Origin of the sequence: Cyanothece sp. BG0011 (assembly GCF_003013815.1) — a bacterium.
GTDB lineage: Bacteria > Cyanobacteriota > Cyanobacteriia > Cyanobacteriales > Microcystaceae > Crocosphaera.
This window is the reverse complement of the sequence record NZ_PRLH01000121.1, coordinates 1-13643: the sequence shown is the minus strand read 5'-3', so window position 1 is coordinate 13643 and position 13643 is coordinate 1. Positions and strand designations below refer to the sequence as shown.

At 35.2% G+C, this 13643-nt stretch carries 16 protein-coding genes; 4 read left to right on the top strand and 12 right to left on the bottom strand.

Annotated elements, in window-relative coordinates; genetic code table 11:
• Positions 1–19: 19 nt before the first annotated feature.
• Positions 20–262, bottom strand: coding sequence for a hypothetical protein (locus C4E06_RS15775; RefSeq protein WP_107668939.1), 243 nt, complete (start codon positions 260–262; stop codon positions 20–22).
• A gap of 383 nt (positions 263–645) precedes the next feature.
• On the opposite strand from C4E06_RS15775, the gene C4E06_RS15770 reads away from it, so the two are divergent.
• The gene (locus C4E06_RS15770) at positions 646–1536 is read left to right on the top strand and encodes a hypothetical protein (RefSeq protein WP_198648726.1); all 891 of its coding nucleotides are present in this window, start codon (positions 646–648) and stop codon (positions 1534–1536) included.
• Here C4E06_RS15770 and C4E06_RS15765 read toward each other — a convergent pair.
• The 7 genes from C4E06_RS15765 to C4E06_RS15735 are packed head-to-tail and all read right to left on the bottom strand — an operon-like array spanning position 1523 to position 6869.
• Positions 1523–2596 carry a folate-binding protein YgfZ gene (locus C4E06_RS15765; protein WP_107668938.1) on the bottom strand — a complete coding sequence of 358 codons (1074 nt, stop codon included), beginning with the start codon at positions 2594–2596 and terminating at the stop codon, positions 1523–1525. The two genes, C4E06_RS15770 and C4E06_RS15765, sit on opposite strands and share 14 nt — an antisense overlap.
• Before the next feature lie 12 nt (positions 2597–2608).
• Positions 2609–2998, bottom strand: coding sequence for a hypothetical protein (locus C4E06_RS15760; RefSeq protein WP_107668937.1), 390 nt, complete (start codon positions 2996–2998; stop codon positions 2609–2611).
• A gap of 32 nt (positions 2999–3030) precedes the next feature.
• Positions 3031–3810 carry an energy-coupling factor ABC transporter ATP-binding protein gene (locus C4E06_RS15755; protein WP_107668936.1) on the bottom strand — a complete coding sequence of 260 codons (780 nt, stop codon included), beginning with the start codon at positions 3808–3810 and terminating at the stop codon, positions 3031–3033.
• 43 nt (positions 3811–3853) lie between these two features.
• Entirely contained in the window at positions 3854–4645 is a 792-nt protein-coding gene (locus tag C4E06_RS15750) for an ABC transporter permease (protein WP_107668935.1), read from the bottom strand.
• A 39-nt stretch (positions 4646–4684) separates the two neighbouring features.
• Positions 4685–5395 (bottom strand): hypothetical protein, encoded by a 711-nt coding sequence (locus C4E06_RS15745; RefSeq protein WP_107668934.1) that lies wholly within the window; start codon positions 5393–5395, stop codon positions 4685–4687.
• Positions 5396–5421: 26 nt separating this feature from the next.
• Entirely contained in the window at positions 5422–5892 is a 471-nt protein-coding gene (gene tsaE, locus C4E06_RS15740) for a tRNA (adenosine(37)-N6)-threonylcarbamoyltransferase complex ATPase subunit type 1 TsaE (RefSeq protein WP_107668933.1), read from the bottom strand.
• Between the two features lie 20 nt (positions 5893–5912).
• Positions 5913–6869 (bottom strand): ribonuclease Z, encoded by a 957-nt coding sequence (locus C4E06_RS15735; protein WP_107668932.1) that lies wholly within the window; start codon positions 6867–6869, stop codon positions 5913–5915.
• Between the two features lie 353 nt (positions 6870–7222).
• Here C4E06_RS15735 and C4E06_RS15730 point away from each other — a divergent pair, with 353 nt between their 5' ends.
• The 3 genes from C4E06_RS15730 (at position 7223) to C4E06_RS15720 (ending at position 11426) form a co-directional block, all read left to right on the top strand.
• Positions 7223–8923, top strand: a complete 1701-nt coding sequence (locus tag C4E06_RS15730) for a DUF262 domain-containing protein (protein WP_107668931.1) — start codon at positions 7223–7225, stop codon at positions 8921–8923.
• Positions 8924–9071: 148 nt separating this feature from the next.
• The gene (locus tag C4E06_RS15725; protein ID WP_107668930.1) at positions 9072–10415 is read left to right on the top strand and encodes a TldD/PmbA family protein; all 1344 of its coding nucleotides are present in this window, start codon (positions 9072–9074) and stop codon (positions 10413–10415) included.
• A 93-nt stretch (positions 10416–10508) separates the two neighbouring features.
• On the top strand, positions 10509–11426 hold the full coding sequence (locus C4E06_RS15720; protein WP_157951167.1) for a hypothetical protein: 918 nt from the start codon (positions 10509–10511) through the stop codon (positions 11424–11426).
• A 136-nt stretch (positions 11427–11562) separates the two neighbouring features.
• Here the strand turns inward: C4E06_RS15720 and C4E06_RS15715 are convergent, their stop codons facing one another.
• From C4E06_RS15715 to C4E06_RS15700, 4 genes are all read right to left on the bottom strand, one after another.
• Complete coding sequence (locus C4E06_RS15715; RefSeq protein WP_107668928.1) at positions 11563–11889, bottom strand: hypothetical protein; 327 nt, start codon at positions 11887–11889, stop codon at positions 11563–11565.
• A gap of 6 nt (positions 11890–11895) precedes the next feature.
• Positions 11896–12945: a TniQ family protein gene (locus tag C4E06_RS15710; protein WP_107668927.1), complete on the bottom strand. Its 1050-nt coding sequence runs from the start codon at positions 12943–12945 to the stop codon at positions 11896–11898.
• Positions 12946–13056: 111 nt separating this feature from the next.
• On the bottom strand, positions 13057–13323 hold the full coding sequence (locus C4E06_RS15705) for a hypothetical protein (protein WP_107668926.1): 267 nt from the start codon (positions 13321–13323) through the stop codon (positions 13057–13059).
• A partial coding sequence (locus C4E06_RS15700) for a TniB family NTP-binding protein (protein WP_198648725.1) occupies positions 13301–13643 on the bottom strand: 343 nt, incomplete at its 5' end. The genes C4E06_RS15700 and C4E06_RS15705, both read right to left, overlap by 23 nt.

The window sequence follows — 13643 nt, the reverse complement described above, 5'->3', positions numbered from 1 at the left end:
AAAAACAATTTTCATGTCTTTAGTCCCAGGTTCTTTCAAGAGCGATATCTGGAGTTTCTAAATAAGAAAACTCAATTCCCATTAAATCTAAAATTTCTAGGAAAATATCTTTATCCATTTGCATAATTTCGGCTGCTTTTTGGAGACTAATTACCCTAGCTCCTAAAGCTCCTAAAACAAATAAAAAATTTTCTTTCTGTTCAATTTTAGAAAAAATAGACAGTTCTGAGGCAATTTCTCTAATCATTTCTTTTTGAGTCATATTTAAAACCGTTTGCGACTTTATAAGGTATAAAAGGTTATGCTTTTAGGGAACAGGGAACCGATAATTTATTTACAGTGTACTTTAATAACTGACAAATTGCTCTAATTCCCTCTATTGACTAATCAAATTCATAGTGTCGTTGTGGTTTTCTTTACTTGACTATAAAACAGTTATCTTTTGATAAGGAAAATGAGACAACTTTTTTAACATCACAGGACAAATAACTATAGGATAAGGTAGTTTAATTTTTAGGTAACAAATCGTCTTTAACTATCTCCTTCGGACTATTCCCTATGGTTTATATTTGTTCAAGTGTACATATCTAAAACTAAAATTTTTTATAATAAAAGTAGATTAGAAAAAAATATGAGGAAATAATAATGTTGAAACGAACAAAAATAATTGGTGCTAGTCTATTGACCTCTCTGTTAGGCAGTTTAACCCTGAGTCCTTTATCTGTATCAGCGCAAGAAAATTTAGATAATTTAGTGATTGATTTATGTCAAACTTCTATTCAAGTTAAATTAGCTGCTAATCGAGAAATAGCGGAAAATAATCGCAATGATATCACCTTTGAAACCGTTGAGCGATCGCGATTATCCAATGGTCAAACCTCCATACGAGGACAAGCAAGGGTCAGAAACGACAGTAACCAAAGATATCTCACCTATGATTGTACTGTTAACGTCAATGAAGGGTTACTGAGTCGCTCGAATTATACCTTTAGGGATAATATGGCCCTTTCTAGCACTCGTCTGTGTCAAGAAGAATTAAAAGAAACAATCGCCGACGATTTTGATGGTTTGGTCACCTTTCAGGACGGTTTAGAAACTTACTATATTTCTAACACAGAAGAAGGAGTAAGAGGTACGGCTTTGGTAAATCGATCGCAACGAGAAGAGCAACCCTATCGCTTTAATTGTACTGTTGATATTCAACGGGGAGATGTGACAAGAATTAGTTATACTCCCACCGATGAAACCGATAATCAAACCATTAGCGATCGACGAATCATTAACCTCTGTCATAATAAACTTCGACAGCAAATATCCAGTAATCAAATTGATATTGGTGGTATTATTGGTATTAATTTAGGCACAGGTAGCACCATTGATTTCCAAGAAGAACCGGAAATTTTTAATATTGCTGATAATGAACAAAGGGTTGAAGGGTTAGGAATTATAACCGAAGGATTTCAACAACGTCGGGTTAACTATGAATGTATCGTCGATGTTGAAAGAGGTATTGTCAGTAATGCTACGATTGAGTAGCTGATTTATAGTATTCGTGGGTTAAAAAGGGGACAGCAATCAGTTCTCCTGTTGCGTCTCCTATACTCACTTTTAATCCTTCTCCTCCTGCTTTTGTTTTGACATAAGCGAGTCCAAAATATTCGTTTTCAAATTCTGTCGAACTGGTTAAAATACCAACTTTTTTATCATCGACTATAATGGGGTTACCTGCTTTCACTGGTTGATTTAATTTAACCCCCCAAAGACGCTGTTTAACCCCTTGATAAGTGTTTAATCTAGCAATGGTTTCTTGTCCAATATAACAGCCTTTATCAAAGGAAATGGTTGACCATAAACCAGCTTCTAAGGGGTTATAATCTTCGGTTAATTCTTGATCAGGATAGGGCCGTCCCTGTTTAATTCTTAATTGTTGCCAAACGCGATCGCCGATGGGAACGATACCTAAATTAATTAGTGTTTCCCATACGGTTGTCGCTGCCTTTTCAGGCACAATTAAGGTGTATCCAGGCAAGTTTAACCCTGTCCCATGACTGATGATAATTTTTTCATCATTAACGGTGACAAAATCATGGTTTCCTGAAGATAATTCTGTAATAGTTTGAGTTACTGTTTCCCATTGATTTAACTTAGCTTTCTCTTCTTTTCCAATGATAGTAAAAATAGCATTTTTATCAGAAATATCGCTGATTTCTACTTTATCCATCGGGAAAATATAGCGATCCATCCATTCATATAAAAATTGCCTACGGTTCGGGGAAACTAATAGTAATATGCTATCTTCTGTCACATAAGCGGTGACTAAATCGAGGGTTCTACCGGTAGAATTGACGAAAACCGTATTACATACTTGTCCCGGTTGAAGATTATTAATATTATTGGTGGTTTGATTATGGAGAAACCGTAAGCGATCGCCCCCTGTTAATTTTAAGAGTCCCCAATGACTGCGATCGCAGATAACAACGTCATCATAAGCCTTTTTAAACCCTTGACTATCATTGTCAAAACTTTCGATAATGTTGCTGTCTTCGATAAGTTTGGCACCCGTTTTTTTTTGTAACTCTCTTAAGTTTTTTAGCATAGTTTTGTATTCTTAAATATTAGGAAATTCATCAATAATGTTTTGTATAATTTTTTGTGTTTTTTGTTCTAAATTGTCCCAGTGAATGACTCCCCCTTCTTTAAATAAGTTTTCATCAATTTCTACTATTATACTATCTTGAGATGATTTTGTTGATGACAATTCATAATCAATAAAACAAACTTTAAAACAAATATCCCAAATACTTATGGTAACAGAATTATCTTCATGACTTAAGATTAATTGATACCCTGGTAAGGGTTCTTTAATTTCTTCATAAGTTGCCTTTAAATTTGATGTTTCTAATTGTTTGCGAAGGTTATCCATGACGCGAATAAAGGCAGGTTGCATCAATATTTCTGCTTTGTCCCAGTCTGTTGCATTTTCAAAGGTTGGTTTCATGCATTAAAAAATATCGTTTAGTTTTGTCTATCCTACAATAAGGATAACTCTGGTTTATCTTGTAGATTACAATAAGGACGACTAAAGCTTAAAGGGGCTTCTAGGGAATGTTGTTCTAGAAAACCATGATCACTCATAATTTTATCAGTTTTTCCGTCATAAACCACTTGTCCTTGACTTAATATAATTGTTCGATCGCAGAGTTCCCAAGCGAGATCAAGATCGTGGGTTGCTATGATCAGGGTTAAGGGTAATTGATCGAGTAAATGAATCAGTTGACGACGGGAACGGGGATCAAGTTGGGCCGACGGTTCATCTAATACTAATACTTGGGGTTCCATGGCCAAAACCCCAGCGATGGCCACTCGTTTTTTTTCGCCTCCGGATAGGTTATCGGGGTTACGAGAACCATAGATTTCTGGGTCAATATTTACCGCTTCCATGGCTTCTAATACCTTTAATTTTAATTCGTTTCCTTTCATTCCTTTATTCATCGGGCCAAAAGCTATATCTTCCCAAACCGTAGACATAAATAATTGATTATCGGGGTTTTGAAAGACTAAACCCACAAAGTTACGAATATCGGTTAAATTTTCCTCTTTAATTTTCCATTCTCCTATGGTTATTTCTCCGCTTTGGGGTAAAAAAATGCCGTTTAAATGAAATTGTAAGGTAGATTTTCCCGATCCATTTGCCCCAATTAAGGCTACTTTATCACTGGCTTTAATCGATATATTAATGTCTTTTAGGGCCATGGTTCCATCGGGATAACGATAGCTCAAATTTTTGATAAAAACTGGATTATGGTGCATGATTTAGATAATGACAAAACCCCTAATATTTATCGATTTTAACTTAACTAGAAGCACTGGTATAAAACCGTAAGGCAAATTGCCAAAAACAATGGGATACAATCAAGAGAAAGATGGCGAGTAAGGCTGAAAATAATAACCAAACTTCTTGATTTTTCCCGATCAAAGTTTCCGCCGGAACTGTGGTCAAAAAAGTAACCGGAACCACGAAGGTGAAGAAAATTCGATAGGCAGCAGGATAAGCAGATATGGGATATCTTCCGGCTTCTAATAACCCTCTTAATACTTCAGTAACATTGTAGATTTTGACAAACCAAATGCTCGTAGCTCCTAACATAAACCAAATACTATATAAACTAATAATAGCAAAGCCTACAGTTATTATACTTAAGAAACAGTTAGATAGATTTAAGTCAACTTGATAACCGGCATAACTTATAATAATTAAACCAAAAATAATATCAGATAAGCCCCACGGGGAGAGACTTCTGAGGGATAACCAATATTGACTACTGATGGGTTTGAGGAGAATAAAATCGAGAGTTCCTTGTTGCACTTGTTCAACAATACGATTCAAATTAGGCACTAATAAGGTAGCAGAAATTCCTTGGAGTAGGGTAAACATTCCTAAAACAATTAAGGATTCGTTCCAACTCCATCCAGGAAAGGTATAATTAGTTTGATAAAATAAAAATAAGGTAAAGATACTGCCCGTTAGATTGGTGAAACTACTAAAAACAGCAATAACAAAATTCAAACGATATTCTAATTCTGCTGCGATCGCCGTTGCCCAAAATAATTTTAAAACTTTCCAGTAAACTCTAATTTTATTCATCTTATTTTTCTACATTCTAAATTATACATTCTACATTTCTCAAGGCATCCATTCTAAAATTAAACTGAATTGACTATCTTTTTTGACCCGTGAATTTTGTTTTTCTATTTCGGTTGCCAGGCGAATTTCTTTTGTAATAGCATAGCCAAAAGATATATTACTAATACCCACTTCATCATCATCTCCAGGGGAAATAAAAGTATGAGAAACTGAGATATCAGCCGCCCCAGAACGAGATAAAGGAAAGATAACTTTTCCACCAATATTAACCCCATCTTCTGAATAATTATTGGTACTAATAGCCCGATAACCCACTACGGGAGCAACATTAACATAATAGCCTAAAGGTAATAGATAATATTGTAAATTAACCCCTCCTGCGTCCCGTTCTCCGAAAGAGGTTTCATAGTCTCCGCTAACGGTTAAACCGGTTCGACCAATAAAAATATCATCCACAGAAATATTCAGTCCTCCGTCGTGTTCAGTAGACGGAAATTCTGCATAGCCGATGCCCACTCTAGTGCGAAAACTAGGGTCATGATTAATATCTTCTAATACGTTAGGAACCTCTTTCATCCATTTTTGTAAAACAGGACTATTATTAATAACTTCTGGGGGTAAATCAAGGGAATTTTCGGCACTAGAATCAGTGGTTTGACTGTAACCGGTTTCAGGGATGATACAAGCTATGGTCAACGTTATTACAACGTAAAAAGCCTTAAAAGTTGATGTAATTTTCTCAAACAACATAGTAAAAATTTAGTTGAGATACGGGGTTAACTAACATGACTTAAATCAAGATCAAAGTCACCAACAGGTTGCAAAATAACTTGACGACCTGTCCCCTCAATATAAGATAATTGAATCTCTAAATAATTTAAAGGAAGATAGGGCAATTTTTCGGGCCATTCAATAGCGGTGATACCGGGTAATCTTTCCCCTTCTTCCCAATATTGTTCTAAATATAGTTCGGCGACTGCTTCGGGTTCGAGGCGATATAAATCTAAATGATACAAGGGTAAGCGTCCCTCGTGGTACTCGTTGATTAGAGTAAAGGTAGGACTAACAATGGGATCGTGAATGCCTAAACCTTCTCCTATGCCCTGTACTAAGGTAGTTTTTCCCGCCCCTAAGTCCCCTTTAAGCAACAAAACAGACCCTTTAGGCAAATTTTGACCTAATTTCTTGCCAAGGGCTTTGGTTGCCTCAGAATTGGATAATCTAAGTAAGTTAGGGGGTTTAATCATCGCTCAGTAATTGTGTTTAATTATCCTATTTTACTGGTTTCCATTGGGGATCTTCTGGGGACTTCATAGGTCATAAAATCACGGGCTAAAATGGTATTAGGAAAAATTGCCCTTGCTTCTTGTAATAAATCATCCAACTGTAGGGCATTTCCTGGGGCATAACGGGGGCTAAAATGGGTCATAATCAGTTGTTTAACCTGGGCTGCTAAGGCCACTTGTGCAGCCATTGTAGAGGTAGAATGAAGACGATCAAAGGCCAGTTGAGCATCTTGGTGGGCAAAGGTGGCCTCATGAATTAATACATCCGCATCTTGAGATAAGGCGATCGCCCCTTCACAGAATACGGTATCCGTACAATATATGACTTTTCGGCCGATTTCTTTCTCTCCACACAAGTCTTGGCCGCGAATACGACGGCCATCTTCTAAGGTGATAGTTTTCCCTTGTTTGAGTTCCCCATAAACTGGGCCGGGGGGAATACCTAGGGCCTTGGCTTTTTCGACATTAAAGCGTCCGGGGCGGTCTTTTTCTGCGATCCGATAACCATAAGCAGGAATACGATGTTTTAGCTGTCCACAACTGACGGTAAACTCTTTATCTTCGTAGAGAATACCCGAGTGAATAGGATGAAACCGAATATGATGAGGTAGCTTAAAATGAGAGTATTTCGCGCAAGCTTTTAGATAATCTTTTAATTCGGGGGGACCATAAATTTCAATGGGTTGGCCACTTCCTGCTAACCCACAACTGGCCAATAACCCAGTTAACCCATAAATGTGATCGCCGTGCATATGGGTGACGAAAATGCGAGTAATTTGGGATATTTTCACGTCACTGCGTAATAGTTGGTGTTGGGTTCCTTCGCCGCAGTCAAATAACCAAACTTCGGCCCGTTGAGGTAGTCTTAAGGCCACACTAGACACATTACGCGATCGCGTTGGCACTCCGGAACTGGTTCCTAAAAAGGTAATCTCCACAATTTATCAATCTTATTGAACACTCGTTTATTTATTGTATCTATTTGAGTTAAGAAATTCTCGAAAGTTATTAAAGACTTAAGTGATCATTGCGAGGGGTAATGTAAACAGTAAGCTTTGACTTTTACTGAAAATACCCCGAAGCAATCTTTTTAGCCATTTCTGAGAACTGGTATTAAGTAGATACAGTCAAAATAAACTCTTTTTTTCCGTTCCCATCCCCCCTTACTAAGGGGGGATATAGCTAATTTAATCGAAGTGGCAAAATGTGAGTAATGATCATGATAATAAGTTTTAGCAAATTGGGAATACTATCAATTAGCAGATGAAGAAAATTTTTTCAAGGAAACACCATGACAGCAATTAAAATTGACGGTGCAGGATATCCCATTAAAGACATTTTTTGTGATCAATTTTCCTTTAATATTCCTAACTATCAACGTCCTTATGCTTGGACAACAGAAGAAACAGAAAGATTGTTAGATGATCTGATTGATGCAATGGGTGATAATTCAAATGACATTAGTGATATACCTCCTTATTTTTTGGGAAATATTGTTCTCATAAAACCAATAGGAAAACCAGACTCAGAAGTTGTTGATGGACAACAAAGGTTAACAACTTTGACAATTTTATTATCTGTCTTAAGGAAGTTGATAAATGATGATGAATTAGGGGATTTTATTTACCAGGCAGGAAAAAAGTTTGCAGGAATTGATCCCCGTCCTCGCTTATATTTAAGAGAACGTGATCAAGACTTTTTTGAAAAACATATTCAAATCTTAGAAGGATTAAAAGATATCGAAGAAATTGCAGTTAACAATCTTTCTGATCCTCAAAAAAATATTCTTAACAATACTCGGATTTTACTTAAAAGAATAAGTGAAAAATTACCCGAAGAATCTCAAAAACTACGTCTAACTCAGTTTCTCTTACAACGATGTTATTTAGTGGCTGTATCTACCCCTGATTTTGAATCAACTTATCGTATTTTCTCAGTTTTAAATGATCGGGGGTTAGATTTATCAATTACTGATATTTTAAAAGCAGATTTAATCGGTAAAATTTCAGATAATGAATCTCTAGAAAATAAATATACCAAGAAATGGGAAGACATAGAAGTAAAATTAGGTCGAGACAATTTTCAAGAATTGTTTTCTCATATACGCATGATTTACGCAAAGAGGAGATTAAGTCGTAAAGTGATTGAGGAATTTCGTGAGTATGTTTTAGTTAAACATAACCCTCGTGATTTTATTGATAATGTATTACAACCTTTTAGTGAGGCTTTTGATGACATAAAAAAATGTGATTTTATCCATGATCACGGTGCTAAAGAAATTAATGAACTCTTGAAATGGTTACAGCGTATTGATCATTCTGAGTGGATACCTCCCACTATTTTGTATATTAAAAAACATAAAAATAAGCCTGAAAAGATACTAGCTTTTTTAACCTATTTAGAGCGATTTGCTGCCGGCTTAATGATTCTCAGAACGACTATTTATCAAAGAAATAAACGCTATGCAGATATTTTACAAGCGATAGAAGATGATGCAGATTTATATGCAGTAGATTCTCCTTTACAACTATCGTCTTCAGAACAAGAAGAAATCATTAAATTATTAGATGGAAATCTTTACGAAATGAGAAAAGTAAACCTGTATGTTTTACTTCGTCTTGATAGTTTAATGAGTGATGGAATTCCTAACTATGATGGTTATAAAGTGATTACCATTGAACACATTTTACCCCAAAATCCTCCATTAGATAGTCAGTGGAACCAATGGTTTACTTCTCAAGAACAAAAAGACAAATATGTTCATCGTCTCGGTAATTTAGTTTTGCTTTCTCATAAAAAAAATAGTTCAGCAAAAAACTATGAATATGAAGTAAAAAAAGATAAATACATTAATAACCCTACCGCTATCTTTGCTTTAACTATCCAAGCAATGAAAGAAAAAGAATGGACACCAGAAATTATTGAAAAACGACAACGGTATTTGCTGGCACAATTACAAGATTTATGGAAGTTAAACCAGTCTAACCAATAAAATACCCTTAAAAAGAGTAAGCTAGACTAGCACACAGAGAAGAAAATAAGTTACAATTTAATGATTCAAGAAAAGTATTGCTACTCTAGGTCATTATCCCCAAGCAATTAACTGTCTTCATCCATTAGGTTTGCTTATTTTTTCTCTGATGAAAAATCAAAAATTAGAACATTTAGAATCTAGCTTTCAACAACTGTGTCATCTTCTCATCGATAAATTACAAAGTGAAGAATATTTAACTATCGAATTGAATGGAGAACAAACCCAATTTATTCGGTTTAATAGTGCAAAAGTAAGACAAACAGGAATCGTAAAAGATGGCAGTATTAAACTAACATTAATAGCAAACCAAAGAACTGCGTTTGCGACATTTTCCTTTACAGGAGATGAAACAGTCGATAGTCAAGTTGCAGTCGATAATTTAAACTATTTACGTCAAGAATTGCCTCAATTACCAGAAGATAAGCATATTGTTTTACCTGAAAATAACGGAATAACAAAAGAAGTTTATCCAGGAAAATTATTATCGACAGAAATAGCAGTTAATGAGATTCTTTCCCCTGTTTATGAGTTAGATATGACGGGACTTTATACCGCAGGTTCTATAATTCGAGGCAATAGTAATTCTGCTGGTCAATTTCATTGGTTTGCTACTGAGAATTATATTGTTGATTACTCCTTAATTACCCCAGAAGAAAAAGCAGTTAAAGGAATATTTTCAGGAAAAAACTGGGATCATACTAAATATTTAGACCAAATCAAAACAGATAAAAAACAATTCATTGCTTTAGAGAAACCATCAAAAACCATTAAACCTGGAGGTTATCGTACCTATTTTGCTCCTGCTGCGGTAGCTGATTTAATTAGTATGTTATCCTGGGGAGGCATTAGTGAATCTTCTTTAAGACGAGGTGATAGTTCCTTATTAAAATTGCAACAGGGAAAAACATTATCCTCTCAATTTTCTCTACAAGAAAACTTTAGCAAAGGAACAGTTCCAAGGTTTAATGAATTAGGAGAAATTGCTCCTGAGATTTTACCTATTATTACCCAAGGAAACTTAGTTAATACTTTAATTAGTTCTCGCACTGCATCAGAATATAATTTAACCCCTAATGGTGCTAATAATTATGAAAGTTTGCGATCGCCTGAATTATTACCCGGAAATTTAGCTCAAGAGGAAATTTTATCAACTTTAAATACAGGGTTATATGTGTCTAATTTACACTATTTAAACTGGAGCGATCGCACAGGAGGACGCATAACAGGAATGACTCGTTATGCTTGTTTTTGGGTAGAAAATGGCGAAATTATTGCCCCCATTGAAAACTTAAGATTTGATGAAAGTTTATATCGCTTTTGGGGAGAAAATTTAATCGCTTTAACTAATTTTAGAGAGTTTATTCCGAGAACAGGTACTTATGGACAAAGAAGTTTAGGAGGTATTTTAACCCCAGGAATGATCGTTAATGATTTTCAATTTACTTTGTAATCTTATGTAAAGACATATTTGAGGTAATTGAAACGATAAGTCATTTCAATTAACAAGAGCTTATTAATTAGATTTTCATTTTTTTATCAAATTATGCTGCAAAAAACTTTTTTTACCAGTCTTTGTGCCTTGATTTGCTTGGGAATGTATTTATGTTTTATCAGTAATAACTTTAAAATCTTAGGAGAAACAAAAAATAAATTTATTTTCAAAATGCAACCTACGTTTTCTTGGTCAGCGAGTGTTTTTTTTGGTGGATTAGCTCTAGCATCTATACTATTTTCGTTAACTATATCACCTTTAACTATTCTCAATTGTACTCATTCTTATTCAAAACTATCTACTTATCAAGCTAATTTTAATACTAATTGTGAATTAACAGCATTTAGTTGGTTAGGGAAAGAACAAAGCAAAATTATAATTCCAGAACTACAAGAAGCGATACTAGAAGCTAAGTTAGATAATAAGGATAGTAAGAGCTTATTTGAGCGTTATCGAGTGGTTATTGTCAGTGTTGAAAAAAATATTCCTTTGATAAATAGTTATATTTATAGTGATGAGCCAGAATATCAAAATCTTTTGAATATAATGAGTCAAATCAATTCTTTTCTTGACCACTTTTCAAAAGATACTTTGACAATTTACGAAGAATACGAAAAGTTGTTAGGATATACTGGGTTTGCTATTGGTGCTTTTTTTGGTTTAGTTACTTTCTTGATATTGGTGTTGACTCCTTCTATAACTTGCTCTTTTGAGCGAGAATTAAATCTCGTAACCATAGAACGATGTAATCTATTTGGCAAAAAAATTATTGAAAACAAAACTAGCGATATTACCGCCGTCAAAGTAGAAGATGCTAGTGAAGAATCTACTTATCGTCTCGTTCTTATGCTCTCTTCAGGCGAAAAATTACCGCTTACATATTTCTTTACTTCTGGTTGGAAAGAAAAGCAACAAATGGCGAATCGACTTCAAAATTTTCTTGAGATAAAGAATCTAGGCGTTGTTTAAAAATAGAGAAACTCAAGCAGGATGAATTAAAATTGATAAGTGTTATATTCAGGCGGTTTCTGAGGGGAAAAATTGTGACTTTACCCATAACTTTGCCGTTTTGGTAAGGTTATCGTTCAAAACACAAGTGGCAAGATTATGGTTCAAAACCTAAGTCCCGTTTAGTTTGCTTGAACACTTCACGAACTTGAGGGTAACGAAGAAAGCTAGGGTGAGTCAAAAACTCAGCCACACGAGATTCAGAAGGATACTTACCGTCAGCATACAATGAATAAGTGACGGTGCGAACTTCTTGACAACATTTATTAATGGTTTCATGCTGAATCGTTTTTAATCTTTGGCGGTATTTCGCAGAAATCCCTTGACATAAATCTGGGAAATGTCGAGATAAAGTCCGACGATGATAGCCTAATGTCTCTGAAACCTGCTTAAGAGAAGGACTTTCTACATCAGGTAAATTCAAAACTTCTCATAGTTGCTGTTGTAAAAGCTTTAAGTTTAGCTGACGAGGAGATTGACGGATAAGAGACTGTTGTTTTGGGAGTTGACGGGCTGAAACCGTCTCTAAATGGCTTTGGCTTATTTTTTCTGTCAACAAGGTAAGCAACGGTAAATCCAGACACTCACTAATTTTTAACAGAGAAGCAAGTGGGGGTAAAGATTTCCGATGATACCATCCCCAAACTGTATTTTTGGGAAGATTTAACTGTTTAGCAAAAGCACTAATATTACCTTGAGTAACCCCGTTGATAATCGCTGAAACATTATTCCATAAGTTATCTTGGGTAGGATTATGGGGTAAAATAGGCATAATCTCAATTAATGAGGCTAGAGACTCAGATAAAGCGATATTGCCCCCTAACTCATCTTGATTCAGATGAGTTGATATGGTTTTGGTAGGAGAAAATAACAATTGATGACAATGAGAACAACAACCATTAGAAGATTTCCAAGTCAACCAAGGCTGTTTATTCCCACAATGAGGGCAATTTTCCCATAATCTGAGACCATGATGTGGACAAACTTTCACTGCTTCGAGTGACCATAACAAAGGTTCATAAAGAACATGATGGGATTGCCATTGTTGCTGATAACATAGAGGACACCAAACCTTATGATTTCCTAATAAGCCTTTGTGAGAAAGAATATTAGACCAAACGGACAAAGTTAAAAACGACAAATCTTTCCGTAAAGTTAAATATTCTAATGCTTGAACAAAATCTTTTGCTAAATCTCCATGACCCTGTAAAGCTCTAGCTTTTTGAAATAATGCGCCTAAACTGCGACTTGACGAATTTTTTAAAAATGTAGTGCGAAGACAAGGAGAAATTAGGCGAGAAATAAACACGGATAAGGATAAACAATGTAGTTCAGATAAGCGAATCAAATAACTGCTCAAACTTTCGCAATAAGGTGTACCAATTCCTATCGGTTTTAAAGAAAATAAACGACTCTGAAGAGGAATTTCAGGTTTCTTGAGATCCCACCGTTCATAAACTGTTAAATCATCAACTGACATCAGGTTCTTGGACTCCAATTTTGTCTCGTTTTGGGTTTCTTTTTCCGACTTTTGTTTTTCTTTTAGAAGACTGACCTTTTTTTTGCTGTTCAGTAACGTCTTCACCTAAACCTAATAAGGTTCGTAATTTTGGGCATCGGCTTCTGTTTCCGATAATTGCCTTTCCCCTTCAAGAATTTCTGCAAACATTCGTTGACATTGAGCCACTGATAAAGCTCTACGTTGAAGTTGTTTGAGAGTTATAGTATTTGAATTTTCATCTAACGCATCTTTGAGGGTACGAGTTAACCAGTTTTTCAATGTACCGATACACCCTAAAGATCGTTCGTAAAAATATTCCCAATGACTCACTAAATCAGGTTCTTGAGCTAAGGGCATTTGACGTTGAAAATGTTAATAAAACACTTTTAAATGCTTGAATATCATCAGGATTATCGACTTGATAGCGAGGAAAATGAATATCAACACTACGTCTTGATAATTGACCACTTAAATTCCGAAAAGTCAATAATTCATAGGTTCCTAATAAGCAGTGAAGAATAGTGGTCATATTAGCCAAAGATTTAAGACAATCTAATTGGTCTTGTAATTTATGCCCACTCGACATTTTTCCCATGTGTTGAGCTTCATCAATAAAAAATACATCGGGTTTACGATGACTCAAGCTATTTTCTAAAGCTCGTCTCAAGGCAGGTGCA